The sequence below is a fragment of the Ewingella sp. C233 genome, from assembly GCF_055407225.1.
This window is the reverse complement of sequence record NZ_JBUZRI010000001.1, coordinates 102,724-128,767: the sequence shown is the minus strand read 5'-3', so window position 1 is coordinate 128,767 and position 26,044 is coordinate 102,724. Positions and strand designations below refer to the sequence as shown.

Annotated in this window: 25 protein-coding genes; 9 read left to right on the top strand and 16 right to left on the bottom strand. The window is 54.1% G+C overall.

Translation table 11 applies throughout. The features are described from left to right. Positions 1–319: 319 nt before the first annotated feature. The 3 genes from ACZRKO_RS00640 to phoB form a co-directional block, all read right to left on the bottom strand. Positions 320–1,423 (bottom strand): cobalamin-independent methionine synthase II family protein, encoded by a 1,104-nt coding sequence (locus ACZRKO_RS00640; RefSeq protein WP_463735358.1) that lies wholly within the window; start codon positions 1,421–1,423, stop codon positions 320–322. Between the two features lie 237 nt (positions 1,424–1,660). Beyond that, the gene (gene phoR / locus ACZRKO_RS00635; protein ID WP_463735357.1) at positions 1,661–2,986 is read right to left on the bottom strand and encodes a phosphate regulon sensor histidine kinase PhoR; all 1,326 of its coding nucleotides are present in this window, start codon (positions 2,984–2,986) and stop codon (positions 1,661–1,663) included. Positions 2,987–3,073: 87 nt separating this feature from the next. Further along, a complete protein-coding gene (gene phoB, locus ACZRKO_RS00630; RefSeq protein WP_463735356.1) occupies positions 3,074–3,763 on the bottom strand; it encodes a phosphate response regulator transcription factor PhoB in 690 nt (229 codons plus the stop codon). Between the two features lie 241 nt (positions 3,764–4,004). Here phoB and sbcD point away from each other — a divergent pair, with 241 nt between their 5' ends. The 3 genes from sbcD to ACZRKO_RS00615 all read left to right on the top strand — a co-directional run bounded on the left by sbcD (position 4,005) and on the right by ACZRKO_RS00615 (position 8,926). After that, positions 4,005–5,243 (top strand): exonuclease subunit SbcD, encoded by a 1,239-nt coding sequence (gene sbcD / locus ACZRKO_RS00625; RefSeq protein ID WP_463735355.1) that lies wholly within the window; start codon positions 4,005–4,007, stop codon positions 5,241–5,243. Next, positions 5,240–8,488, top strand: coding sequence for an exonuclease subunit SbcC (sbcC, locus tag ACZRKO_RS00620; protein WP_463735354.1), 3,249 nt, complete (start codon positions 5,240–5,242; stop codon positions 8,486–8,488). The genes sbcD and sbcC overlap by 4 nt, the downstream gene beginning before the upstream one ends. A gap of 231 nt (positions 8,489–8,719) precedes the next feature. Beyond that, a complete protein-coding gene (locus ACZRKO_RS00615) occupies positions 8,720–8,926 on the top strand; it encodes a hypothetical protein (protein ID WP_463735353.1) in 207 nt (68 codons plus the stop codon). Here the strand turns inward: ACZRKO_RS00615 and mak are convergent. Further along, on the bottom strand, positions 8,923–9,843 hold the full coding sequence (mak, locus tag ACZRKO_RS00610) for a fructokinase (RefSeq protein ID WP_463735352.1): 921 nt from the start codon (positions 9,841–9,843) through the stop codon (positions 8,923–8,925). The genes ACZRKO_RS00615 and mak overlap by 4 nt on opposite strands. Positions 9,844–10,019: 176 nt before the next feature. Between mak and rdgC the strand changes: the two genes are divergently transcribed. Then, positions 10,020–10,934, top strand: a complete 915-nt coding sequence (gene rdgC / locus ACZRKO_RS00605) for a recombination-associated protein RdgC (RefSeq protein ID WP_463735351.1) — start codon at positions 10,020–10,022, stop codon at positions 10,932–10,934. 208 nt (positions 10,935–11,142) lie between these two features. Here the strand turns inward: rdgC and ppnP are convergent, their stop codons facing one another. Then, positions 11,143–11,436: a pyrimidine/purine nucleoside phosphorylase gene (gene ppnP, locus ACZRKO_RS00600; protein ID WP_463735350.1), complete on the bottom strand. Its 294-nt coding sequence runs from the start codon at positions 11,434–11,436 to the stop codon at positions 11,143–11,145. Positions 11,437–11,634: 198 nt separating this feature from the next. On the opposite strand from ppnP, the gene ACZRKO_RS00595 reads away from it, so the two are divergent. Beyond that, positions 11,635–12,528 (top strand): LysR family transcriptional regulator, encoded by an 894-nt coding sequence (locus ACZRKO_RS00595; RefSeq protein ID WP_463735349.1) that lies wholly within the window; start codon positions 11,635–11,637, stop codon positions 12,526–12,528. A 78-nt stretch (positions 12,529–12,606) separates the two neighbouring features. On the opposite strand, the gene ACZRKO_RS00590 is transcribed toward ACZRKO_RS00595, so the two are convergent. The 8 genes from ACZRKO_RS00590 to ACZRKO_RS00555 form a co-directional block, all read right to left on the bottom strand. Continuing rightward, positions 12,607–13,284, bottom strand: a complete 678-nt coding sequence (locus ACZRKO_RS00590) for an AroM family protein (RefSeq protein ID WP_463735348.1) — start codon at positions 13,282–13,284, stop codon at positions 12,607–12,609. A gap of 5 nt (positions 13,285–13,289) precedes the next feature. Continuing rightward, positions 13,290–14,219, bottom strand: a complete 930-nt coding sequence (locus ACZRKO_RS00585) for a DUF1177 domain-containing protein (RefSeq protein ID WP_463737427.1) — start codon at positions 14,217–14,219, stop codon at positions 13,290–13,292. Between the two features lie 164 nt (positions 14,220–14,383). Continuing rightward, positions 14,384–15,964: an OPT/YSL family transporter gene (locus ACZRKO_RS00580; RefSeq protein ID WP_463735347.1), complete on the bottom strand. Its 1,581-nt coding sequence runs from the start codon at positions 15,962–15,964 to the stop codon at positions 14,384–14,386. Between the two features lie 92 nt (positions 15,965–16,056). Further along, the gene (locus ACZRKO_RS00575) at positions 16,057–16,821 is read right to left on the bottom strand and encodes an IclR family transcriptional regulator (RefSeq protein WP_463735346.1); all 765 of its coding nucleotides are present in this window, start codon (positions 16,819–16,821) and stop codon (positions 16,057–16,059) included. A gap of 498 nt (positions 16,822–17,319) precedes the next feature. Beyond that, complete coding sequence (locus tag ACZRKO_RS00570) at positions 17,320–17,511, bottom strand: YaiA family protein (RefSeq protein ID WP_463735345.1); 192 nt, start codon at positions 17,509–17,511, stop codon at positions 17,320–17,322. Between the two features lie 149 nt (positions 17,512–17,660). Next, complete coding sequence (gene aroL / locus ACZRKO_RS00565; protein ID WP_463735344.1) at positions 17,661–18,185, bottom strand: shikimate kinase AroL; 525 nt, start codon at positions 18,183–18,185, stop codon at positions 17,661–17,663. A gap of 270 nt (positions 18,186–18,455) precedes the next feature. Then, positions 18,456–19,034, bottom strand: a complete 579-nt coding sequence (locus ACZRKO_RS00560; RefSeq protein WP_463735343.1) for a class I SAM-dependent methyltransferase — start codon at positions 19,032–19,034, stop codon at positions 18,456–18,458. A gap of 285 nt (positions 19,035–19,319) precedes the next feature. Further along, positions 19,320–19,595, bottom strand: a complete 276-nt coding sequence (locus ACZRKO_RS00555; protein WP_463735342.1) for a YdgH/BhsA/McbA family protein — start codon at positions 19,593–19,595, stop codon at positions 19,320–19,322. A gap of 314 nt (positions 19,596–19,909) precedes the next feature. On the opposite strand from ACZRKO_RS00555, the gene ACZRKO_RS00550 reads away from it, so the two are divergent. Beyond that, the gene (locus ACZRKO_RS00550; protein ID WP_463735341.1) at positions 19,910–20,833 is read left to right on the top strand and encodes a DUF808 domain-containing protein; all 924 of its coding nucleotides are present in this window, start codon (positions 19,910–19,912) and stop codon (positions 20,831–20,833) included. Positions 20,834–20,879: 46 nt separating this feature from the next. On the opposite strand, the gene ACZRKO_RS00545 is transcribed toward ACZRKO_RS00550, so the two are convergent. After that, positions 20,880–21,650, bottom strand: a complete 771-nt coding sequence (locus ACZRKO_RS00545; protein WP_463735340.1) for a class I SAM-dependent methyltransferase — start codon at positions 21,648–21,650, stop codon at positions 20,880–20,882. A gap of 138 nt (positions 21,651–21,788) precedes the next feature. Between ACZRKO_RS00545 and ACZRKO_RS00540 the strand changes: the two genes are divergently transcribed. The 3 genes from ACZRKO_RS00540 to sseA all read left to right on the top strand — a co-directional run bounded on the left by ACZRKO_RS00540 (position 21,789) and on the right by sseA (position 24,114). Continuing rightward, positions 21,789–22,577, top strand: a complete 789-nt coding sequence (locus tag ACZRKO_RS00540; RefSeq protein ID WP_463735339.1) for a helix-turn-helix transcriptional regulator — start codon at positions 21,789–21,791, stop codon at positions 22,575–22,577. A gap of 80 nt (positions 22,578–22,657) precedes the next feature. Further along, a complete protein-coding gene (locus ACZRKO_RS00535; protein WP_463735338.1) occupies positions 22,658–23,215 on the top strand; it encodes a GNAT family N-acetyltransferase in 558 nt (185 codons plus the stop codon). A 53-nt stretch (positions 23,216–23,268) separates the two neighbouring features. Beyond that, positions 23,269–24,114, top strand: coding sequence for a 3-mercaptopyruvate sulfurtransferase (gene sseA, locus ACZRKO_RS00530; RefSeq protein ID WP_463735337.1), 846 nt, complete (start codon positions 23,269–23,271; stop codon positions 24,112–24,114). A gap of 10 nt (positions 24,115–24,124) precedes the next feature. On the opposite strand, the gene ACZRKO_RS00525 is transcribed toward sseA, so the two are convergent. Next, entirely contained in the window at positions 24,125–24,916 is a 792-nt protein-coding gene (locus ACZRKO_RS00525; protein WP_463735336.1) for a phosphate/phosphite/phosphonate ABC transporter substrate-binding protein, read from the bottom strand. Positions 24,917–24,929: 13 nt separating this feature from the next. Continuing rightward, a complete protein-coding gene (locus ACZRKO_RS00520) occupies positions 24,930–25,934 on the bottom strand; it encodes a fatty acid desaturase (protein ID WP_463735335.1) in 1,005 nt (334 codons plus the stop codon). Positions 25,935–26,044: the final 110 nt, after the last annotated feature.

Genomic DNA, 26,044 nt, shown 5'->3' with positions numbered 1-26,044 from the left:
TAAACGCCTGATGATATGCAGATAAAGATGTTGTTATGCAGGGAGTATCGAGCGACAGCGGGAGCTAAGGTAAACGTTTATAGTGCGGAAAGGCAAGTCGCGATCCAAAAAGCAGAGTCTTCCACCAGATAATTACAACAAAGCAGTAAATACCACTAAATAAGCGTTAAAACACGTCACATGATATGTATGATTTATGAACATACGAAGCACAAGATATGCACGATTGACAATAAAAGTGCGCAAAACTACCAGATTACAGTCATTTCACGCACGTTTATAAAGTGTTAACAGAAGGTTAACCTACTAGTTTTTCAGGTCACCAAATACGGGCAGCGATATCTACGACCCGTTTCAGCTTCTCCCACTGCTGCTCTTCACTCAGGCTGTTTCCCTCTTCCGTTGAGGCAAACCCACACTGCGGGCTGAGGCAAATCTGGTTGATATCAAGGAATTCGGCCGCTTCTGCAAGACGGCTTTCCACCGTTTTCGCCAGCTCCAGTTCGCCAGATTTAGTGGTGATTAAGCCCAGAACGGCCTGCTGATGACCCGGCTTGATGAAACGTAAAGGCGCGAAGCCACCGGAGCGCTCGTTGTCATACTCCAGGAAGAACGCATCGATGTTGACGCCGCCGAACAGAATCTCAGCTACCGGCTCATACCCGCCTTCGGAGATCCAGGTCGAGCGGAAATTGCCCCGACAAACATGCAGACCAATCACCAGATCGTCGGGTTTACCGGCAATCGCTTTGTTCAGCACACCGGCGTAAGTACGCGCTAACTCTTCCGGAGAATCACCGCGTTCGCGAATTTGCTTCTTCTGATCTTCCGAGCACAGATACGCCCAGACGGTATCGTCGAGTTGCAGATAACGGCAGCCAGCGTCATAGAACGCTTTGATTGCGTCACGATACAACTGCGCCAGATCGTCAAAATAGGCGTTCAGATCCGGGTAAATCTCTTTGCTGATTGCGTCACGGCCGCCGCGAAAATGCATCACGCTTGGGCTCGGGATCGTCATTTTCGGTGTGGCAGAACCGCTGATGCTTTTCAGGAAGCGGAAATCTTCCAGCATCGGGTGGTCACTAAACCCCAGCTTGCCGGTGACTTTGATGCTGCGCGCTTTGGTTTGTACGCCGTTGAACTGAATCCCCTGAACTGCATCGTAACCTTCTACGCCGTCCAGCCCCTCGAAGAAATCGAAATGCCACCACGCGCGGCGAAACTCACCGTCAGTAACCACTTGCAAACCGGCTTCACGCTGTAGCTCAACCACGCGGCGGATCTCGGTATCTTCTACTGCGCGCAGCTGGCCGGCATCAATCTCACCCGCCTGGAATTGCTTACGCGCATGCTTAATGGCCGCCGGACGTAAAAAACTGCCTACCACGTCAGCACGGAAAGGGGGAAGAGTACGTTGCATGAAAATCTCCTGAAGGTGCCTCCCGCCAGAGGCAGGGAGCCAATGATTCACAAAGTGAATAATCACTTAAAGTTACATAAAGCCATCCAGATGGCTAAACATCTTTAAGGCTATCCTGTCATGCCAAGGTTTCACCGACAAACGAGGATTTTTCATGGGACGTGAAGGAAATTCATGATGGCGATGAGATTCGTGCAAGGCAAAAAGGGAAAGCTGCTCTGTCAGCAGCTTTCCGGTTTATTCCGGATGCTTAACCCGTACTCCGCTGTTTTGCCCCGCAGGTACAATCAGCCGTTGCGGCAGAGTGAACATAAAGCGGGTGCCGGTGCCCACTTCACTGATGATATCGAGCTTGGCGTTGTGGTGGCTGAGTGCATGTTTGACGATCGCCAGCCCCAGTCCGCTGCCGCCGGTCTGGCGGGAACGGGCCTTATCAACGCGATAAAAACGCTCCGTCAGGCGTGGTAAATGCTGAGGGGCAATACCCGGTCCGTTATCGCTGACCTGAAATTGCGCACCGAGTGGCGTCTGCTGCCAGCTGACTTCAATCCGGGTACCCGCTGGCGTGTGATTGACCGAGTTATAGACCAGGTTCGAGACCGCGCTGCGCAGCTGATCTTCATTGCCAAACACCTGCAATTTGTCGTTAACGCGAAACACGATGTCGTGACGGCCACTGCTCAGCGTCTGCACTTCCCGTTCAAGCATTCCCAGCATCAGCGGCATATCCACCCGCTCATTGAGATCAATATTCGCGGCGGCTTCAATGCGCGAAAGCGTCAGCAGTTGCTTAACCAGCCCGTCCATGCGACGGGTCTGCTCCTGCATTGTGTCCAGCGCTTTGCTGCGAAAAGGCTCTTCCAGCTTCTCGTCTTCCATCATCTCCAGATAGCCCTGCAACACCGTCAGCGGCGTGCGTAATTCATGGCTGACGTTGGCGAAGAAGTTGCGACGGGCACCTTCGAGCTGGCGCATCTGAGTGACGTCGCGCGCCACCATCAGCAACTGCCCTTCCGAATAAGGCATGACACGGAATTCGACATAGTGATCGTTGTTCAGCTGTAAATTCAGGGCACGGTCAAAGTCGCGGTTCTGCACCCAGGCGCGAAATTCCGGGTAACGCAGCAAGTTGAAAATATGCTGCCCGTTATCTTCCGGCCAGCGAAAGCCCAGCAGCTCCTGCGCCAGACCGTTGCACCAGAAAATATTCCCCTCTTCGGTCGCCAGCACTACCGCATCAGGCAGCGATTCTGCGCCGCTGCGAAAACGTTTGATCAGTTGACCGAGTTCACGCCGCCGCCGTCGGTTGCGCATCTGCATCTGGTTAAGGCCATAAAACAGCGGTTCCCAGCTCCAGCGGCCATTTGGCGGAGTAATGCTGCGGTCGAGCCACAGCCAATGAGAGAGTTTAAGCTGGTTATAATAGTTCCAGCCCAGCGCCGCCAGCAGGGACGCAAAAAGCAGCCATCCGAAATGGCCGAAGAAAATACCGATGATCAGCGCCGGCAGGCAGAACAGGAACAGTTCCCCGGCCAGCCGTTTCCAGGACAGACGTTCTAACACACAGTAACTCCGTCAGTTGTTCTCTACCCTAAATGATTCGTTACCCTAAATAATTCAAGTCGCCTGCAGCTTGAAGTATGACGGATATTAGTAGCGTGTTGAGAACCGGTACCCGGTCCCACGTACGGTTTGAATCATCCGATCGTGCCCGCTGGTTTCCAACGCTTTGCGCAGGCGACGGATATGAACGTCCACTGTGCGATCTTCCACATACACGTTAGTGCCCCAAACGTTATTGAGCAACTGTTCGCGGCTGTAAACACGTTCGGAATGGGTCATAAAGAAGTGCAGAAGTTTGAACTCGGTCGGGCCCATGTCGAGCGCCTGCTCGTTCGCCATCACGCGGTGTGATGACGGGTCGAGGATCAGGCCCTGCATGTCGATCACCTCTTCCACCGCCATCGGTGAAATCCGGCGCATCACGGCTTTAATACGCGCCACCAGCTCTTTCGGTGAGAACGGTTTGGTGATGTAGTCGTCAGCACCCACTTCCAGCCCGCGCACCCGGTCTTCTTCTTCACCACGTGCCGTCAGCATCATGACAGGGATTTCACGCGTTAACGCTTCGCGTTTAAGGTGTTTGATGAACTGTATGCCGGAACCGCCCGGTAGCATCCAGTCGAGTAAAATAAGTTCGGGGAAAGGTTCGATTAACCGAGCGATTGCCGAGTCAAAATCTTCTGCTTCAATTGCCTGATAGCCATTCTGTTCCAGTACGAAGCAGACCATTTCACGGATCGGAGCTTCATCTTCAACCACTAATATACGTCTAGCCATCGTAGATCCTGCCAATAGGTTAGCGATCAATTGTTTGATTGCGGGAGGCATTATGCGTCAGTTTTGTGACAGATTTATGAAAAAAAACCAGCAACCGAACTAAGTGTAGCTAAGCCTTCATTATTACGTCATGCCGCTGAAATCCGGCTGATTTATCAGGGACAGCCGACCCTGCTGGCGTTTATACTTTGCGACACTCTTTGCGACACTGCATCGTGGCACACTTCATCACGGGAGTTTCATGCGCCTGATCCATACTTCAGACTGGCATCTTGGTCAGTACTTTTTCACCAAAAGCCGTGCCGCCGAGCATCAGGCGTTTTTACGCTGGCTGACGGAACAGGTGGAAAATCATCAGGTTGACGCCGTGATTGTGGCCGGAGATATCTTCGATACCGGCTCCCCACCGAGTTATGCGCGCGAACTGTATAACCGCTTTGTGGTGGAACTGCAAAAAACCGGCTGCCAGTTAATTGTTCTGGCCGGAAATCACGATTCGGTTGCGACGCTTAATGAGTCACGCGAACTGCTCTCCTGCCTCAATACCCGGGTGATTGCTACCGTCGGCGAAGATTTGTCGCAGCAGATTCTGGTGCTTCATCAACGTGACGGCACGCCCGGAGCGGTGCTGTGCGCCATTCCGTTCCTGCGCCCTCGTGATTTGATTGCCAGTCAGGCTGGTCAGTCCGGTAGCGACAAGCAGCTGGCATTGCAGGAAGCCATCGCCGCACATTATGACGCACTTTATCAGGCCGCCGTGGCCGAACGTGAACGCCTCGGCGTGCTGATACCGATCATCGCCACCGGTCATCTGACCACCGTCGGCGTCAGCACCTCTGACTCAGTACGCGACATCTATATCGGCACGCTCGACGCTTTCCCCGCACAGGCTTTTCCGCCGGTAGATTATGTGGCCCTCGGGCATATTCATCGCGCCCAGTGTGTGGCGAAAACCGAGCATATCCGCTACAGCGGCTCACCGATTGCCCTGAGTTTTGACGAGCTGGGCAAAGTGAAAAGCGTCTATTTACTCGATTTTGATGGCGCGACCCTCAACGCCATCGACACGCTGGAGATCCCGCAATTTCAGCCGATGCAGATGATCAAGGGCGCGCTCGTCGACATCGAACAACAACTAAAACAGTTTACTGACGCTGAGACCGACAAGCCGGTGTGGCTAGATATTGAAGTCGCCACGCAGGATTATCTCAGTGATATTCAGCGCCGGATTCAGGCCCTGACCGCCGACCTGCCGGTCGAAGTGGTGTTACTGCGCCGCAGCAAAGAGCAGCGGCAAAACAGCATTTCGCAACAAGAAAAAGAGACCCTCAGCGAACTGAGCGTCGGCGAGGTATTTGAACGCCGTCTGGCACTGGAAACCGGGGTAGATGAAAACCGCCAGGCGCGGATGCGCACCCTGTTCGCTCAGGTGGTGGAACAGGTACAAAGCGGCACCTCAGCCGAGGAGAACGCATCATGAAAATTCTCAGCCTGCGTCTGAAAAACCTGAACTCACTGGAAGGTGAATGGAAGATCGACTTCACCGCCGAGCCCTTTGCCAGTAACGGTTTATTCGCGATTACCGGCCCGACCGGCGCGGGGAAAACCACCCTGCTCGACGCCATTTGTCTGGCGTTGTATCACCAGACACCACGCCTGAACGTTTCACCGACGCAAAACGAGCTGATGACCCGCCACACGGCCGAATCTCTGGCGGAGGTGGAGTTCGAAGTCAAAGGCATCGGCTACCGCGCCTTCTGGAGCCAGCGCCGCGCCAAAAATTCACCGGATGGCAATTTACAGGCCCCCAAAGTCGAGCTGGCGTTACTGGCCGACGGCAAAATTCTGGCCGACAAAGTGCGCGATAAACTTGACGCCATCGCCCAGCTTACTGGTCTGGATTTCGGCCGTTTTACCAAATCGATGATGCTCTCGCAGGGGCAGTTTGCCGCATTCCTGAATGCCGACGCCAATGACCGCGCCGAACTGCTCGAAGAGCTGACTGGCACTGAGATCTATGGCCGCCTGTCGGAACAGGTGTTCGAACAGCATAAACAAGCGAAGAATCAGCTTGAAGGTTTGCACCAGCGCATGGCGGGCATTGAGCTATTGAGCGAAGAGCAGCGTCAGTTACTGGAAAGCCGACTGGCGGCGGTCAGTGGGCAGGAGCAGCAGTTAAGCCAGCAATCTCAGATGCGCCAAAAGGATCTTAACTGGCTGCAACAGTGGCAAGTCGCACAGCAAAAACAGGCCGAATACCAACGCCAGCTGGCAGCCACGGAACAGGATATCGCGCAGGCCGCGCCGCAGTTACAGCAACTGGCGCGCAGCGAACCGGCTGAAAAACTGCGCCCGTTGCTCAATGACCGCAACCGTATTCGTCAGGAAAATCAGGCTTTATCGCAGCAGATCACTGACCTGACGCAGCAACAGGAACAGCAGCTGGCCCAGATGACGCCGTTGAATCAGGCGCTGGAACTGGCACGTACCGCCCGTCAGCAACAGATGCAGATTCAGGAGCAGCAACAAAAGCTCATCGACGAACAGGTACAGCCCCTCGACAACCAGATTGCCCAGTGGCGAAAAACGCAGGCAGACGCGTCGCAGTCGCTCACGGAGGCGAATCATCAGGTCCGTGAGCAAAATGCCGCGCTCGAACAACTGACCGCCCAGCGCGCCCAACTGGAAGCCCAAAGCACTCAGCATCAGGCCCAACAGACCCCGCTGACTGCGGCCCTGAGCACCCAGCAGCAGCAACAGGCGGAGCTGGAGAAACAGCATCCCCTCGCTGCGTTGCGTTCACGTCAGGCAGAACTGGTGCAACTGCGGCCGGTGCGCCAGCAGCTGTTTTCCCTGTCCCAGCTGTACCCGCAAACAAGCCTGCGGGTCGCACAGCAGACCACCGAATTCACACAGCGCCAGACCGAACTGGCCGTTGCAGAACAACAGCTGGAACTTATCCGACAGCAATTCAAACAGCAGAAAGCTCATCTTAATGATGTTGAAAAATTGCTGGAGCAGGAAAAGCGGATTGTCAGTCTGGAAGCCGAACGCGCCCGTCTGCAAACCGGAGAAGCCTGCCCGCTGTGCGGCTCGACGTCTCATCCGGCCATTGAACGCTATCAGGAGATTAAACCGTCTGAAACAGCGCAGCGCGTGGCAGAAATGCGCGCGAAAGCCGAAGCGTTACATACCGCCGGTACGGAGCTGCGGACCAGAACTGAAAGCCTGAAAGAGCAGCAGTTACGTCTGCAAAACAGCCTGACACAAGACCAGCAGCAACTGGACTCTCACCTGAAGAGCTGGCAGCAGCTTAGCGCGCCGTTGCAATTATCCTTCACTTTGCAGGACGCTGATAAGCTCGGGCAATGGCTGGAACGCTGCGAACAGGATGAACAACAGTGTCAGCGGCATCTCACCAGTCATGAGCAGGCCGAACGCCTGCTGCAACAGGCCAAAGATGCGCTTGCCGCCGCCGTCAACCAGCAGCAAAACGCCCGCCAGCAAGCAGAGCTATTAACTGAACGCTTTACGCTGATGCAGAAAAATCATGCTCAGACACAGCTTCAGCTTACGCGCCTGCAACAGCAGTTCAGCGACACCGAAAAAGCACTGGCGGAACTCAGTGCTCAGCGCACCGCCCTATTTGGTGAACAGCAAATTCCTCAGGTGCGTGAACAGCTGCGAACCCAAATGCAGGCGTGCGAAAACACTTTCCAGCGGGCATCAGAACAATTACTGAAAGCCCAGGAGCAGCGCGATCGTCTGGCCGGCCAGTTGGCAACGTTGAACCAACAGCAGCAGCAATCTGCTATACGTTTGCAGCAGGCCGAAGAAGCGTGGCAGCAGGCGCTTAACGCCAGCGAATTCAGCGATGAATCGGCGCTGATGCAAGCTCTGCTCGACGATAATTTGCGCCAGCAGTTACAGATACGCAAAGAGCAGCTCCAGCAGCGCCAGGCCGAGCACCGCGCCCTGCTCGAACAAGCCAACGCCACGCAGGCACAGCTGCGCGAGATTCGCCCGGAGACACTCGGTGATAATGACCACGATGCCGCCATGCTGACGGCTGAACTGAGCCAGCTCTCCCAACAGCTGAAAACTCTGCAACAACAACTCGGCGAGATCCGCAACCAACTGACCAGCGACATTACGCGTCGCGAAGGCCAGCAGGCGTTGATCGCGCAGATTGCGCAGTCGCAACAGTTCTGCGATGACTGGGGTTATCTGAATGCGCTGATTGGCTCCGGCGATGGCGCTAAATTCCGCAAATTCGCGCAAGGTCTGACGCTGGATCATCTGGTCTATCTGGCGAATAAACAGCTGGAGAAGCTGCACGGTCGTTATCTTTTACAGCGTAAAACCAGCGATGCCCTGGAGTTACAGGTCGTCGATACCTGGCAGGCAGACGCGGTACGAGACACCCGCACGCTCTCCGGCGGCGAAAGCTTCCTGGTCAGTCTGGCCCTTGCACTGGCGTTATCCGATCTGGTCAGCGATAAGACCCGCATCGATTCGCTGTTCCTTGACGAAGGTTTCGGCACACTCGATGCCGACACCCTGGACACCGCTCTGGATGCCCTCGACAGCCTGAATGCTTCGGGGAAAACCATCGGCGTCATCAGTCACGTCGAAGCGATGAAAGACCGCATTCCGGTGCAAATCAAAGTCACCAAAGTGAACGGGTTAGGCGTCAGTCGCCTGAGCAGCCAGTTTAAAGTGTGATCCTCATAAACCGCCAGCCATCCGCTGGCGGTTTGCACATTGAACGCTCAACATCCCTCCCTTCTTTCTGCTTTGCGCACCGGTGCAGTGCATCTCTTTTTTGCCGCCTGCTGAAAATCCGGGTTTTACTGTTCATGCACACTATGGCACGGCCTGTGCTTGAGGTTATGTAGACAAAAAAATTGCAGTCCAGACTGCAACCGAGTGGATCACCCGCAGAGAGGCCAGCCGATGAAAGAGACTAAACCTGAGACGCTTTCCACAGAGAACCGCCGCCGCCAACTGATGCAGTGGCTGTCAATTACCGGTGGCGTAATGACGCCCGGCGGCATGATCCCGACCACTGTTTTTTACCAAAGCAGTGGCAACCCAAACGGTTTGCATGCGCCATCACGCAGACCGTTTTCTTTTGGAAGAGTGAAAGAACAAAAGATTTAGAGCGAGAAACGCCCCTGCGGCCATAACCAGGCCGCGCCGCGTACACCGCTGGAATCCCCGTGCGTCGCTTTGAGCAACGGCGTTTCGCACTCGCCGCCGAATACCCACTGTTTCAGCAACAAAGGAACGGTCTGATACAGACGGTCAACGTTGCTCATGCCGCCACCCAGAACAATCACATCCGGGTCGAGGATATTCACCACGTTCGCCAGCGCCTTGGCTAAACGGCGCTCGTAGCGGCCAAGTGCCAGTTCAGCCACCGGATCACCGCCTTCAGCCAGTTTGATGATTTCCGCGCCCTTCAGACGTTGAGTGGAAAGACGGAAATAGTCCTCCTCAAAACCGGTACCTGAACAGAAAGTTTCTACGCAACCTGACTTACCGCAATAACACGGTACTTCCTGAGCAAAGCGGATTTCGTCTTCGTCAGGCCACGGCAGCGGGTTATGCCCCCACTCTCCGGCGTTGCCGTTGCCGCCCGCGTGGGCTTCGCCATTCAATGCAATGCCAGAACCACATCCGGTGCCGATGATCACAGCAAACACTGTTTTTTTCCCAGCACCTGAGCCATCCGTCGCTTCGGATACCGCCAGACAGTTGGCGTCGTTGGCAATGCGCACTTCGCGCCCTAACAGCGTGGCGAGATCTTCGTCCAGCTGCTGACCGTTCAGCCACACCGAGTTGGCGTTTTTAACCTTGCCGGTGAACGGCGACAATGTACCAGGGATCCCCAGCCCCACGCTACCGCGGTGGCCGGTGGCTTTTTCGGCGTCAAGCACCAATCCTTCAATGGCTTTCAGGGTCTTTTCGTAGTCATTACGTGGCGTATCGACACGCTTACGGAACAGTTCATGGCCTTCATCCGACAACGCGATCACTTCAATTTTTGTTCCACCTAAATCAATGCCAATTCGCACGGGTGCCTCACTTGGTTGGGGTCTTCGCTTCAGGGTGTTCAGGTTACTCAGTGTAGAACCCAATGGCGCGTCTGCGGGAAGATTTCCTAACGACGCACGCCGCTCAATTGGGTATCATGCCGCCCTGCATTCTATAAATCAGCGTACCACGGGTGCGCACGGACAGGGATAACATCATGTTATGGTTTAAAAATTTGTTGGTCTACCGTTTGAGCCGTGAAGTCTCTTTGTCTGCCGACGAGATGGAAAAGCAGTTAAGCGCCTTTACCTTTACGCCTTGCGGCAGTCAGGACATGGCGAAGACCGGTTGGGTCTCCCCTATGGGTTCTCACGGCGGCGATGCGCTGACCCACTCGCATAATGGTCAGATCCTGCTGTGTGCCCGTCAGGAGCAAAAGATCCTGCCGTCTCCGGTCATCAAGCAAGAGCTACAGGCCAAGATCGACCAGATCGAAGGCGAACAACACCGTAAACTGAAAAAAACTGAGAAAGACTCGCTGAAAGATGAAGTGCTGCACACGCTGATGCCGCGCGCGTTCAGCCGGTTCAGCCAGACTTATATGTGGATCGACACCGTTAATGATCTGATCATGGTTGATGCCGCCAGCGCCAAGAAAGCCGAAGATATGTTGGCGTTGCTGCGCAAAAGTCTGGGCTCGCTGCCTGTCGTTCCGCTGACCATGGAAAGCCCGATTGAGCTGACGCTGACCGAATGGGTGCGCTCTGGCGAAACGCCGGCCGGTTTTACCTTACAGGATGAAGCTGAACTGAAAGCCATTCTGGAAGAAGGCGGTGTGATCCGCTGTAAAAAACAGGCACTGGTCAGTGATGAAATCGCCACGCATATCGAAAACGGTAAACTGGTAACCAAACTGGCCGTGGACTGGCAGGAGCGTATCGCCGTGGTGCTGGCCGATGACGGCAGCATTAAACGCCTCAAATTCAGCGATGTGATCCGCGAACAGAACGACGATATCGACCGTGACGACTTCGCGCAGCGTTTCGACGCAGACTTTATCCTGATGACCGGTGAGATTGCCGCACTGATCAAAAATCTGGTCGAAGCTTTGGGCGGCGAAGCACAACGCTAATAGACCCGTCATAAATAGACCCGTCATACTTCACATCGCAGGTGCGTTGTCCGCGTTCGCTCACCCGGTTCACTCCTCTGAGTAAGGTCACCGGAATTCGTTCACTTGCTGCCTGACTGCAACGTGAATTATTGAGGGTATAAACCGGCCCAATGTAAAAAGGACGCAAATGCGTCCTTTTTTATTGTTAACCGTCTCCGGTCAGACATTATTTATTCAGGAACTTGCACAGATAAGCTGTAGACTCAACAACTTGAATGTTGAATTCACTGTGACCCGGTACATAGAATTTTTCACCCGGCATAAACACCTGCCAGTCCAGTGAGCCTGGAATTAACACTTTCAGGGAACCGAGCAAAACAGTCATCTCTTCAGGTTTCTCGGTGCTGAAGGTGTACTCCCCTTTCTCCATCACGCCGACGCTGGCTGAACAACCGGCGCTGTCGCTGTCAAAACCAATCGACTTTACCTTCCCTGCAAAATACTCATTATTTTTCAACATAGATTGGCCCTTCGCGATAAGTTTCAGAATCTCCATATTAGGGTTAGAAAAGGGCTGCTGTCACTGATTATTGTTGGTTTATGGGCGACTCCCGAGGCGTGCCGCAAAGGCAGGACACTGATTTGATTTTATTGTGACGCAGTGCCATTCTGAACAGTTGCTACTTCCCCCGCCCTTTCTTATTTGCAGGCTACGCTCATGTCTTTGCCGCTGGAACTTCACCGTTTACTGCCTTCATTTCTCAGCGCTGCGCAAAGTGAGAATTTTTCGGCTGCTGCGCGCCAGTCGGGCGTGACGCCGGCCGCAATCAGCAAAAATATCCGCGTGCTGGAAGAGAAACTAGGGCTGCGCCTGTTTGCCCGTAATACCCACAGCGTGGTGCTGACCGCCGAGGGTAAAGCACTGTTGGCGCAGATCCAGCCACTGTGGCAGGCGTTATCCGCCACGCTCGACAGCGCCGCCAGTCGCGAAGGTCAGCCTTCCGGCAGCGTGCGAGTGAGTGTCATCCCCGGTTTTGGTCAGCTGATGCTGATGCCGCTGTTGCCTGAGTTTCTGGGTCGCTATCCGCAAATCCATCTCGACCTTTCGCTGGAAGCGCGGGTGGTGAATCTGGTGGCCGAGGGGTTTGACGTCGGCATTGGTAACCGCGTCGATCCGGACAGCCGCCTGATTGCGCGCCAGCTAAACCCGATGCGTAACATCCTGGCGGCCTCGCCCGCCTATTTGCAACAGCACGGAGTGCCGCAAACGCCGGATGAATTAGCGCAGCATCAGTGTCTGCTGCACCGCAATCCGGGTAATAATCAGGTGGTGAGATGGCCGCTGGGAGAGAGTTTCACTACGCGCGAATTACAGGGGCGCATTACCGCGTCCCGGCCGGACTTACTGATTGACGCGGCGCTGGCCGGTCTGGGGATCGTCTGTCTGGCGGACTGGTATATTAATCCGCATCTGCAAAGTGGCGCACTGCGGCCGGTGCTGGAACCGCACTGGCAGCCCGGCGTACCGCTCTGGCTGTATTACGGTTCCGCCGATTTACCCCCGCGCGTGCGGGTGTGGGTTGAGTTTTTACTGCACCATTTTCGTGGCTGATCGCCGTTCACGCGCCAGTATTACGCGCATAAAAAAGGCCTGAATATCAGGCCTTTTGGGATTTTTGCCGCCACAGGGTCAGACAATCAGTTCTGCGGCCAGTTTGGCGACCAGCACGTTGGAGAGCAACACCGGAATACCGAGTTTGCTTTGCAACAGATCACCATGCAGACGGTGATAACCAATGCAGTCGAGCACAACGACTTGTGCCCCCTGCTCTTCCAGTGCCAGCGCGGCTTCGGTCAATTTCTCTTCATCGGCCAGATAAGGGCTGGCGACGGCAAAACAGGGCGCTTTCGGCAGCTTCGCCCATTTGATGGCTTGCTCGGCAATCTGCGATTCAACGGGCACCACGATACCGACCTGATGGGTGCCAACAATGGCGCGGATCAGCGGCGGAATAATACGGTCCGGCTCAAGCAGCATGGCTGTTTTAGCATTCAGGTTTTGAAAAACACCGGTACAGAGCAGCAGGATCGTTTCACAGCCAAGCGCTTCCAGCCAGTCGATCTTTTCCTGCAATCCCTGTTCAACCCGGTGCGATCCCAGCGTGACCTGCGTTCCGTCCAGCAGACGTGACACCAGCTGCGGCTCCCCCTCAGCCGGTGAATAACGTTGCTCTATTTGTTGCCGCGACATACCGTCGAGCAGGCCAATGTGGGTCACTGACGCTTCGGGAAGATATTCCGACAACAACGGCATGATGTCGTTGCGCGGGGCCTGACCGATGGTTAAGGTCGCAAAGGATGTCATCATAGTGATCAACTCCGGCTTTGCAGGTGACGCAAGCTTCCGTACAGCGACAACAACAGTTGATATTCATCGGCATCAAAGAACTGACAGGTGCCGCGACCAAACTCTTTCGCCACTTCAACAGCAAATTTTGCCGCCAGTGCGATGTCAATTTCATGGCTTGCACCGGTTCCGCAACCCGGTACCACCGATTCAGCGGTGATGGCAACGCCAACAACCGGTACATCAGTCGCCGTGGACGGTTGCAAAATACTGTTCAGGTGGTGAACACCGTTGCCGTAAGGCGTGATGTCCTGCGTGGTGATCGGGAAGGTGACCGCCGGTTTGCCAGTGGACATCTCCATGATACGCAGCAGATCTTCAGAGATCCGCAGGATGTAACCCTCTTTCACCGTCGGCGAGATGGCAAAGCCTTTGTGATTGATGATGCGGTTACCCTTGGTGGTATCAATGGACAAAATCGCGTCCACGCCTTCCACCACTTCGTTGTCATTCATGGTGACGTCATCGATAGGCGAGTCCATGAAATCGACGGGATCATGCGGACGGGTTGGCGCATTGGGGCAGATGTGGGTCGTGATGATCACGTCACCGTCGAGGATATCGCCTTTGCGCTGCATGTCGGCCAGCTTCAATGCGCTGGTGACTGCCGCGATGGCGCCGTCGGCATCAGAGACCACGCCGATACGCGTCGGGCGCGCACCGATACCACCGAGACGACCAATAATACCCAGCGTTGGCGCATGGCCTCCGCGGCTTTTCCCGTGGCTGCCAGGCACGGTGATGCGTACAAAATCGGTGCCGCCTTTCGGGCCGTCAGCACGGTGGGTGCTGGCGGTGACGCCGGGATAGCCAGCAAATAAGTCCACTACGTCCTGACCGCTGACGTAAGCACTGTCGATCAATTCGAACACGGTCAATGTCTGTTGCAAACTCATCATGCTTTCCTCTTAAAACATCGCGGCAGGCGCTGCAAGAGCGCATCAACCAAAACTGCCGCGAGATGGGTTCAGCTTTTCATTTCAACGTTTGATTTCGCAAATGCATGAATGATCAGTCTGTTTTTTTCATATGGCTTAAAAGCCCTGGTGTTAACGCACTATTACTTGGTTTTGGCACTGAAAATCGAATTAAAGAAGCTGTACAGGGCATCACCGGCAATAAAACCGGCTGCCAGAATTTCCATCGGTGTGCGCCCTTTTTCACCCCAGATACGGATGATGATGATGCGCAGAACAATACCGGTGATCACCGCCCAACCGGCCATCACGCTGTTAATCAGTAAGCCCGTCGCGAGCAAAACCCCTAACTGACGCTTCGGTCCGCCGATAAGCTGGATAAGCGCTCCTGGGATCGCCCAAATCATCAGGCTGTAAGCGATACCCGGCTGCGCGCCTGCCTGAATGGTTTTGGCGTAGACACGGGCAACCGGCGGGACGAGGTCTTGCGCGAAGTAACCGATATGCGCGAACCAGACCACCGGAATGGCAATCACAAAAGCGATCAGCGCGGCAAATAGCTGAATACGACGCCCGGTGAGTTCAGCCTGCAAATCTTTGCCATAACCGCGCAGGATGAATCCGGCTTTGAGGTCAAAGCCCATATCGGCAAAGGCCGGTCCGGTAGCGGCGGTGAAACCGGTCAGCACGCATAGTGCCAGCGGCGGGAAGCCAATCAGAATACCGACGATAAGCGTGATTAACGCGACGGCGAAGGCAGGAAACCAGCCGGAGTGCATCGCGGCAATGCCTACAATCAGTTCGTGGAAGAAAGCGGCAAACGCGGCATACACAATGAAGGCAATCAGCATGCCGATTGACATTTCGGTGTACAAACCGCCCGCCAGCGCAAGCAGTGCGGCGATAGCGATATAACCCACGGCGCCAAATCCGAGTGCTTTACGCACTTCAGTAGCCGGTTGCGTAAAGCTTGTTTTGGCATCGGCGTTCTTCGCCCGCACGACCTGAATCACCTGAATAAGCGACACCAGCCCCGCGCCCACCATCATGCCGTGCGGGATATACATAGCACTGAGGTCCAGTCCGGCAATCGGTTGTGCGTAAGCTCGGATCAGTAAACCAATGCCAAACATGCTTAACGCCCAGATATTGCCAATAAATGCCGTGCCGAACGCCGCCATCGGAATTTTGAGCATCGCGCCGCCCAGCCCAATCACCACGCCAACCACCAGCAACCACGCCTGACGCCCGCCTTTATCACCGGCTTTGATGGCTTCCGCAGCGGCAACGCCCGGTGGCCACGCATTGCTGGCCGGGAAAACTTTGGTATCGAACAAGCGATAAAGCAGGTATGCGTCGAGCAGCATAGCGACCGAAACACCGATAAACATCGGCAGAATCAGCTGCGGTTGCCCCATCACATACGGAATGGCAATCGGCATCAGCAGGCTGTTAGCCGCACCAAAGGTGGCGGAAGAGATCACCGTTTGGGCCAGATTCTGTGTGTGTATAGAGCGGTAACGCTGGAAAGCCTGCATCGGAATACGTGCCAACAGCATGGCAAACAGCGCGCCGATAATAGACGTATTCGGCGTAACGCCTAACGTGGTGATCAGCTGCACACCGATGATTGCGCCCAATATAGAGAGCAAAATCATGACCAATAGCGTGCCAATATCCCTGAGTGGATTTTGTTTATTATTCTGAAGATCGTGTTCTGACATAACGGCCCCTGAGTGTGGTGCAAATAAACGCGTTATTTTTAAGCCTGGAAATACCTATATTCACAGGCGATCAGTCGCGGTGCGGTACCGGTCTATTGCCAATACTCGTCACCTAGTTTTTCAGCTAATTGCTGAGTGACGGCGATCAGACCCTCTTTAATCCCAGCGGGAATTTCACGACCTTCCTGCGGAGAAGGAAACGATAAACACAAACCCACCATTTCATTACGGTGCTTATTGGTGATACTCGTGGCTAATGTACTGATACCTTGTAATGTTTCGTTGCAGGCATGAGACATGCCACTTGCCCGAATCTCTGCAAGTCGGGCCAAAAGAGCCTCTAAAGTTTGCGGAGAATTGACTGAATTGACGCGGTAATCCGTGCCAAAACGTTGAATAACTTCATCCTCGGTGTGGCGCGCCAGAATCGCACGCCCGATGGCCGTTTCATGAGCCGGAAGCAGGCTGCCTGCGGGTGTCACCACTTGCAGATAGGTGCGCCCGGGGAACATACGCATCACCATGATGTCCCGCCCGGTCAACATCGAGATATACCCGGTGCATTGGGTCGATTGCCCAAGTTGCGCCATATAAGGCGACGCGGCATCGACCAGTGGGGCCGAAAGATGATGACTGGCGACGGAGAGGATCAGTTTCCCAATCCGGTATAGACGGCTGTCCGGATCGCGCTCCAATAATCCCTGGCTTTCCATGGTCATTAATAATCGCGAGGCCGTACTCTTCGGCAGCTTTAAATTTTCCACCACATCACTGAATGACAGGCCCGGATGGCCCTGTCCGCTCCCCTGTCGGGAAAATAATTGTAATACCGCAGAGGCATTTTCTAGGGTGGTCATAATGATGGTTCCGATATATGGAACTTTGTTCCTGATTTGTTAACTAAAAACTAAGGCTGTTAACGATCAGGGTCAAGTTGTTTATTTTTTGTCAGGCTGAAGGTGACGGGCAGATATTCTTAATCGTCAAATAAATCGCAGATAATGACACGCGATGGGGTGAGGCTACCGCTTATTACGGCACCCTGGTTTAAAATATCAGCAGAATATATTGATTAAGCCCGATGTCAGAGATTGCGCAGAATATAGAGCGCTATAGAGGCTTCGATAACAACGATAGACAGGGCACCAAGAGCCGGCATCAGCCGGTTATGATTGGATAAAAAGATCGTCAGGCGTTTCATGGCAAAATCCGTAACACGCGTTTAATTGATAACCTGAGTGATTATTTTACGCTCGAATATTCACTCATGCAATGTGCTGGATAACGGTTGGGGCTGACGATGAAGGTGATAAAAACCAAACGGCCTACTCACTGCAGGCCGTTTTAAAAAGTAGCTAGCTGATGCTTTGATCCTCGTAGCGCCTTTTTGAATCCAGGGCTTCGCGTTCGGTTTCGTGTTCGCTGATCAGCGTGTCGGGTTTCGGATGGTCGGCCCGCAGTTCGTACCAGGTTTCCGTTTTGCCTGGCTCGCCTTTTTCAACGGGAACAATGTAAGCAGTGCGTGGATAGGGAGGCTGACTCGGCATAAAAACTCCTTGGCTGAGGGTGAATACGTAAACACGTCAGGGTTTAAGTATAGTCAGTCAGCAGCAATGCCTCGTAAAGTCGGGGTCGGAAGCCTCTGAAAAGCAAAACGGGCCATCAGGCCCGTTCTCTCACCTCTGCGGGTACGTCATTATCGCGCGACAGGCAGCGCCAGTGCCTCGAGAATGGCGTCAACCACATGAGCGGGGGTCTGCGCACCGTCCACCACGATATGCGCCGCAGCCTGATAGAGCGCTTCGCGCTCGCTGAGCACTTCGAGCATCTCTTCGGTAATAGGTTTACCGGTCAGGGTTGGGCGCTGTTCTTCCAACGGCGACTCCTGCAGGCGAAGCGCCAGCGTAGCGGCCGGAGAACGCAGATAAATCACGGTGCCGGTACGGCGCATAAAGTTGCGGTTATGCTCGGCGAGTATCACACCACCACCGGTTGCGACCACGGTCAGCGGTGAACTGATGCTTTCCAGCACTTCGGTTTCACGGCGGCGAAAGCCTTCCCAGCCTTCACGTTCGACAATTTCAGCCACGCTGAGCCCGGAAGTTTGCAGCAGATAACTGTCGGTATCGACAAATTTGTAATTCAGCGCCGTTGCCAGTGTGCTGCCTACCGTCGTTTTACCTGCGCCGCGTGCGCCTGTCATGAAAATGGGTTGAGTCATTTACCGCTGTCCTTAATACCCTGGGGCTTTTTGTATCCGCTGGATGACGAGTCTGAATCGTCTTGTGTGTGTCAAAATCGTTAAATTGTACTCGCAAAAGAGTACAACAAAAAAGCCTCATCAACAGGTTTAAATCGCCCGCTGGTGAAGCCTTAGTTCGGTACTGACCTGATGCTAATAATAATCTTACTTGAGGGCATCATACTGATAAATGCCAGTGGTGCAATGTCTCGCCAGATTCCGCCGGTAAAAGAGATGTAAACCGCCGTTTTAGCGCGGCTTACAGACATACACCAGCGCAGGCGGGAAGTTTTTCACCACGCGGATTCTCTGCCAGGTGAAGTAGCGGGACAACATCTTTTCTGACAAGTGGCTATATTGGAACTGTACCATAACGCCATTATTGGCCTTCAGCCTTTGTTGCGCTTTTTGCAGAATTTTCATGCTGATACGGGTAGGAATCGACAGCAGTGGCAGGCAGGAGAAAATGGCGTCGAAATCACCTTCCAGATGCTCTGCGGAGTGCGCCATCACCTGCAGGCGCGAATCGTCGATCAGGTTCAATTTATGCACGAAGCCGGATTGGATCTCAAACGCCTGCAACTGTGCATCCACCCGCATGTTATCGAGGATACGCTTGGTCAGGACACCGTCTGCAGAACCCAGTTCTGCAATTTTCAGTGATTTTGCCCAGTCAATCTGGCTCAGCATCGAGCGGCATAACCAGGGCGAAGACGGCACCAACGTTCCCATGGTGCGCGGTGACGAGATAAAATTCTGTAAGTAATAAAATTGATTCTGTAATGAGACCCTGGTGTTTCTGATAGTCAGTCTTGTGGCATTTAGCATTTTTTATAACCCCTGGGGAAGTAGACCACTATCACATAGAATAATTCTTAAGGAATAATTAATTAGCCCTATTAATTCCCACATAAAGCGTAATAGTCCCGGGGAAATGAGATTATTCTCTAATTACAGCGATTAAATTTATTCTTAAGCGGTGTTTTGTAAGAAAATATTGGCGGGGAGATAAAAACAGACTGACAGTAGCGACCAATAAAATAACCGGCTCAGTTGCCTGATGCCGGTTATTTGCACTCAATCCAATCAATGCCGGTTCCCCGGCAGTTGGACTTAGCGATACAGTTCTACGCTTGCACGTTCGAGGCTGGAGTCGCCTGGGGTGCTCATCCCAATCACGCGGTAGTGGCCTGCGCCTTTCTCTGCCGCTTGGGCATTAAGCTGCTCTTTAATGCTGCCCGGTGCGCCACTCATCTGACTGATAGAGACGACACCCAATGATTGATAATTACCGCTGTCAGCTTCAGCTGACGTTATCTTGGTGACTGCCATGGCAGAGAAAGAGGCGGTAGTAATAATGGCTGCGGCTAAAATCGGTAAGAATTTCATAATGCATACCTTCTGCTGTTTGCTGTTCTAAATTAATTAGTTAATTAAGTTTGCGGATGTTTTCCGTTGAGTTAATTATCTGCCAGCGAATGCAAGAAGACGTAATGCGCCGTAAAGATCGTTAATCTTTGTGACGGAAATAAGGAGAGAGTGAAAGTAAAAATTTCAGTGCAGAGAAAGTGCAGGGAATTAAGGAGTTTTGATGGATTTCAATGACAGTTATTTACAGCCCGAACAGCAGATTCGCACAAATCGACGCCTGATAGCAATCACTGTTATGATTCTTTTTATTCTTTACAAAAGGGAGTTCGTTTATGGCTGGAACCAGCCTTCTGGCACTGATTGATGATATTGCTTCGATCCTTGATGACGTGGCAGCCATGAGTAAAGTGGCCGCGAAGAAAACCGCGAGCGTACTGGGTGACGATTTAGCCCTGAATGCTCAGCAAGTCAGTGGTGTAAAGGCCGACCGCGAACTGCCTATCGTCTGGTCCGTTGCCAAAGGTTCTTTGATTAATAAGGCGATTTTAGTCCCGCTTGCCCTGCTGATCAGCGCCTTTGCACCGTGGGCTATCACACCGCTGTTGATGATTGGCGGTGCTTATTTATGTTACGAGGGTTTCGAAAAAGTCGCGCATAAGCTGATGCACGGCAAAAAAGAAGAGCATCACGCAAAGCCGGAGACCTCGCGCGAGGTGAAATCCGAGGCTGACGTTGCCAAAGTAGAGAAAGAGAAAATTAAAGGCGCGGTACGCACCGACTTCATTCTTTCGGCAGAGATCATTGTGATTTCACTGGGCACCGTGGCTGCCGCGCCATTTATGAGCCAGGTGACCGTGATGGTGCTGATTGCAGTAGCCATGACGCTCGGCGTGTACGGGCTGGTTGCGCTGATTGTCAAAATTGACGACGCCGGTTTATATCTCAGCAAGCTTAAAGGTGAAAGTGGTTTCATGAACGGTGTGCGTGCGTTTGGCGGGATGATCGTTAATGCGGCGCCGTGGCTAATGAAAACCTTGTCCGTCGTCGGCACATTTGCGATGTTTTTGGTCGGTGGCAGCATTATCAGCCACGGCCTGCCCTTCATGCACAGCCTGATTGAAGTGCTCAACCACGGGCATCAGGGTTTTGTCAGCACACTGATCACCGGTGCGACCGATCTGGTGGCGGGCCTGATTGTCGGGGCTGCGGTTCTGGCAGTGGTCATGCTCGGACAGAAGATTTTCAGTAAAAAATAGCATTGTCAGGGCGCAGCATGTTGTCTGCCGCGCCCTGCTCTCTCACTCAGCGTTTGCTGGCCACGATCATCGCCAGATCCACGGTAAACGAGCCGTCCGGCTGAATGTCAAAATGCTGAACCACATCATCCGGCATCACCTTTTGCAGTTCACGAATTGCCACCATAAAGTGTTCCGGAGTGCGCATTCTCGCCACCCAACTACTGAACTCCAGCACCAGACGACCGCTGGTCAGCTCCTCGGCTTGTAAACCTGCCTCCGAGAATAAGCTCAGCCACTCACCCGGTGCATAGTTGTGGACGTGCGACGTATCACGCAGCTTCTCCACCGTTTGCAGATAGATATCCAGCAGCAGATTTCCCGGTGACGCCACATCCATCATGATGATTTTCCCGCCCGGCTTCAGCACGCGGCGGGCCTCACGCAATGCCTGGCCGACGTCATGCCAGTGATGCGCCGAATAGCGGCTAATGATCACCTCTGCGCTGTTGTCGGCAAACGGCAGCGATTCCGCCACGCCCTGCTGCACTTCGATGTTATTCAGTCCTTTCTCTTTGGCCGCCTTCGCCACGACGTCCAGCATTTGCGCAGACAAATCGTAGGCGATCACCTTGTTGACCACGGCGGCGGCGATAAAGCTGGCATGGCCTGCACCACAGCCTAAATCGATCACGAGCGCGTCCGGGTAAGACTGCAACAACGTCGCCAGCCGTTGTAAATCCGCGCCCTGTGAATGGACTGCGCTGGTCAGGTAATCCTGTGCCTGCGACCCAAACTGCTTTTCAACCGCCTGACTGTGACTGTTTTTGTTTTCCATTGCCTGCTCCCGTCGTTTTATGGTGATTTTTATAGGCTGGCCCGCTGCCCGCAAAACCACTATAAACAGCGTGCTATACGGGTACAATATGAGCAATTATACTGGTATGAATAACACCCTGTCTGAGGTTTTACGTCTATGAACAGCGCTGAACCGCTGAACGGTCCAAAAGCCCTGGGCGCCTTTTTGCGCGCCCAGCGCGAACGCACGACGCCGCAGGCCGTAGGCCTGCCGACGTCGGCCCGCCGTCGTACCAGCGGCCTGCGCCGCGAGGAGCTGGCGCAAATCAGCGGTATCAGTACCACCTGGTACACCTGGATTGAACAAGGGCGCGATGTTTCCATCTCCGCGGCAGCGCTCGACAGGCTGTCAGTCGCACTACGTCTGGAGACGGCGGCCCGCGACTATCTATTCAGTTTAGCCGGTGTCAAAGACCCGTTGGCGCGTCTTACCGCCGATACGCCCGACGCCCGGGTCACTGCCTGTGTTCATCAGCTCACCTGCCCCGGCTATTTGCTTGATAGCGCCTGGAACGTACTGAGCTGGAACCCGCAGGCCGGACAGCTTTTTGCGGGCTGGCTCGACGCAGACCCGCAACCTAATTTATTGCGCTTCATGTTTCTACACCCCCTGGCCCGCACGTTAGTGGTGGACTGGCCTGAGCGGGCCAAACGCGTGGTGGCGGAATTTCGTGCAGAGTCCGGGCATTTCGCCCAGTCCGACGCCATCCGCCAGTGCGTCATGGCATTGCGGGAGGAGAGCGACACGTTTAATCAATGGTGGAATCAACAGGACGTACTCGGGCGGGAAGGCGGCGAACGTCGCTTCCTGCATCCGATTCAGGGCGACGTAGTGTACCGCCAGCAGACCTTTTTCCCTGCGGGCCATGCGGAATTCAAACTGGTGATGCTGGTTGAACAGGTCTGATTGACAGAGCGCCCGCGGATGTGTGAGGCTGAATTCATTATCAAAATGCAGATTTCTTTAACGCAGATGACAGGAAAATAATGATGATAATGCGTCAGCTGTATCAGGACGGCCATACCGAAATCCGTGTCGCGACCGAACTGGAAGCCGCCCTGCACCTTGATGCCATTCTGGATTCAGTGCAGGAAATCGGCGCTTGGGAAACCTGGTGTACCGATCAGTATCAATTGGAAGATAGCCGCAAATACCTGATCGACTCCGAGCAAAAACGCCATCGCGGCGTTGAATTCAATTTTTGCCTGTTTGACTGCGCCAGCGGCCAGATGATTGGCTCTGTCAGCGTTAACCGTATCAATCAGGATTATAAGTTCGCCAATATCGGTTACTGGATCCGCACCGGCTTCACCGGCCGTTCGCTGGCCCCGCTGGCGGTCCGCGCCGCTGCACGTTTCGCCTTTGACGAACTGGCCCTGACGCGCCTGGAAATTGTCGCGATGGACGGCAATCACCGTAGCTGCCGCGTGGCTGAAAAAGCCGGTGCCGTGGCCGAAGGTTTACACCGTAATCGTCTTTATTATCGCACAGAGCCGAGAAACGCCTGGGTGTATTCCCTTATTCCCGGCGATTTACCGGCCTGAGACCCCAATTCCCTTTCACCCTCTACCTACAAAATCTGGATAAGGCACTGAACATGACCTCTTCTGCGCATACCGTCTCCACCGAGTGGCTGGCGAAAAACCTTAACTCACCGGACGTGGTGATCATCGACTGTCGCAAGTCAAAACCCGGCATCACGCCGCCCATCGATTTCCACGGAAAATATCTGGAAGCGCATATTCCCGGCGCCATCTACGTCGAAGTCGACAGTATCTCCGACTGCTCTACCGGGCTGCCCCACATGATGCCGACGGAGGAAGCATTTTCGGCCTCAATGAGCCGCCTCGGCGTGGCCGATGGCCAGACCGTCGTGCTATATGACGAAGGCGATCTGTTTTCTGCCCCGCGCGTCTGGTGGATGCTGACCAGTTTTGGCGCGAAAAGTGTGCGCGTGCTGGACAGCGGGTTAAATGCATGGGTTGCCGAAGGCCGGCCAACTCAAAGCGGCGAGATTGTCCGCGTCCCCGCCACGTTCACCGCCAAACTGGTTCGCCCGGTGGTGGTCAGCGCTGAGCAGGTACAGGACGCTTTGGGGAAAGTGCAAATCATCGATGCGCGTTCGCTTGGCCGCTTCAAAGCGGAACAACCGGAGCCGCGTCCCGGCCTGCACGGCGGCCATATTCCCGGCAGTCTCAGTGTCCCGTTCACCGAATTGACCGAAAACGGCCACTTGAAATCACCCCAGGCATTAAAGGCGACCTTCGAAAGACTGGGTGTGAATCTGAATAAACCGGTGATCACCACCTGTGGTTCAGGCGTAACCGCAGCAGCGCTGGCATTCGGGCTGGATTTGCTCGGTGTGAAAGAGGTGATGTTGTATGACGGTTCGTGGGCCGAATGGGGAAATATCGACGAAGATTACCCGATCGAAACGCACTAAACCCTGCATTTCACAGCCCGGTGACCCCCTGTTGCCGGGCCTGTTCTTTCATCTGCTCAATCACCTGATACTCCTCGCGCGGCAGTACGCTGAAATGCTGAATCAGCAGACGTTCGCACAACGCCTCGTTTTGCGGATTAGCGACGGTTTCCAGCAAGGCCAGACGCAGCAAATTGAGCGTTTCTGGCGGTGTTGCAACTGAAGTGATCAGCGGCAACCCCGGCGCAGCGGCCGTTTCGCCAATGATGCTCAGCCCGGCAAGTTCATGAGGCTGATAACGACGCAGCAACTCCAGCGTCACGCAGTCAATCGAGGCAATATCTGCCTGCCCCTGCCGGACAAATTCCAGAGAACGCCGGTGACCGCCGCTTTCCACTGCCCGCCCAAAGAACCGACCGCTTTCCGCCAGTGGCGCGATCAGTGCGCGCAGGGCGTTGTATCCGGACTGTGAATCCGTGCTGTTAAAAGCCAACCTGCGTCCGCGAAAATCATTCAGGTTAGCATGACGATCTGCTTCACGCGCCACGATGAAGCTGCGGTAATACAGCCCCTGACACCCCGGCGCGTCATAGCTAAAGCTGCCGACCAACTGCACCTGCGGCAAAAATACCACCAGCGGAAATCCACAGGTCTGACTGAGGAGTAAATCCGGCTGCTGCCAGTGCGAAAGCAGATCGTCGGGCCACTCCAACGTTGAAGGGAAATCGCTTGCGCTGAGCTGAAAAAGTTCACGGCGCAGCACCTGCCAGAATTGTTCGACATCCGCCTGCACCACACCGTACATCGGTAAAGAGATCAGCATTCACAGTGTCCGTTCATTCCGTGCTCCTGATCGGTTGTTGCTGATAATCATAGTCGCTGAATGGTTCTCCGGGGGCCAGCGGATGCACTTCTACCGCCACGGGGCTGAGCGCATGGTCACTGAACCACTGGGCATACCCTTCGACGAGGAATCCTTCGCTGCGCTGAATATAGGCGTCACGCTCCGCCAGATAGACTTTTCTCAAACCAAACCACGGCAGACCGGGTAAATCATGATGCACCAGATGGTAATTAAGATTGAGGAATAACAGACGCCAGCCCGGACCCGCTTCATTCAGGGTGGATCGCGCCTCGGGTACGCCATGCGCACGATGCTCAAAGAAAGAGCGCAGTTTGGTAAGGCTCAGCGCCGGATAGCTGACCGCCAAGACAAAATAGAGGGGTGACAGGCCGCACCGTGACATCCAGTGAAAGAGTCCGGCCAGCAAAATAACGTGAGTCAGCCACATCACGATGGTTTTGGCTTCACCCTGTAGCACGCTCAGGAATGCGCTTTTCAGGGTCGCGTAAATATCAAGCGCCGGGCCGATGAGCATTCTCCCCGGCAAGGTGTTACGCAATTTAATCACAGCGATACACCATGCAGGGAATCTTTCCCAACGCGCGCGGGTAAAGTAATAACCTTCCGGATCATCCTCAGGCAGCGTCAGATGATCGTTACGGTGATGCTGCAAATGGGAGTCGCGGTATAAGCCATAGGGGTACCACACCGCCAGCGGCAATGTGCCAAAGAGCTGATTGAGCCTGGCATGACGCGTCGGGTGCCCATGAATCAGTTCATGTTGCAACGACATATACCAGGTCGTGAAGAGAATAAGTAAAGGGGTACCGGCCCAACTTCCCAGTGTCTGCCAGAAAAAAAACACGCCAAACCAGCCGCCATAAACTGCCGCCATTAATAGCCAGGTCGGCAGTTCCAGTCGCCACCACCAGACCTGAGAATGCCGGTGGATATCGACCCGCTGGCGGGCATGCAGGTAGTGAGCAGAAGAAGACATAGGGACGCGCCTGAAGATAATATGGCGTAATTATCAGGTAGCAATATGAGTAAGTTAAATGACTAATAACGCATTGATAAGTGAATAAATTGCTAAGGGGCTAAAAGGGG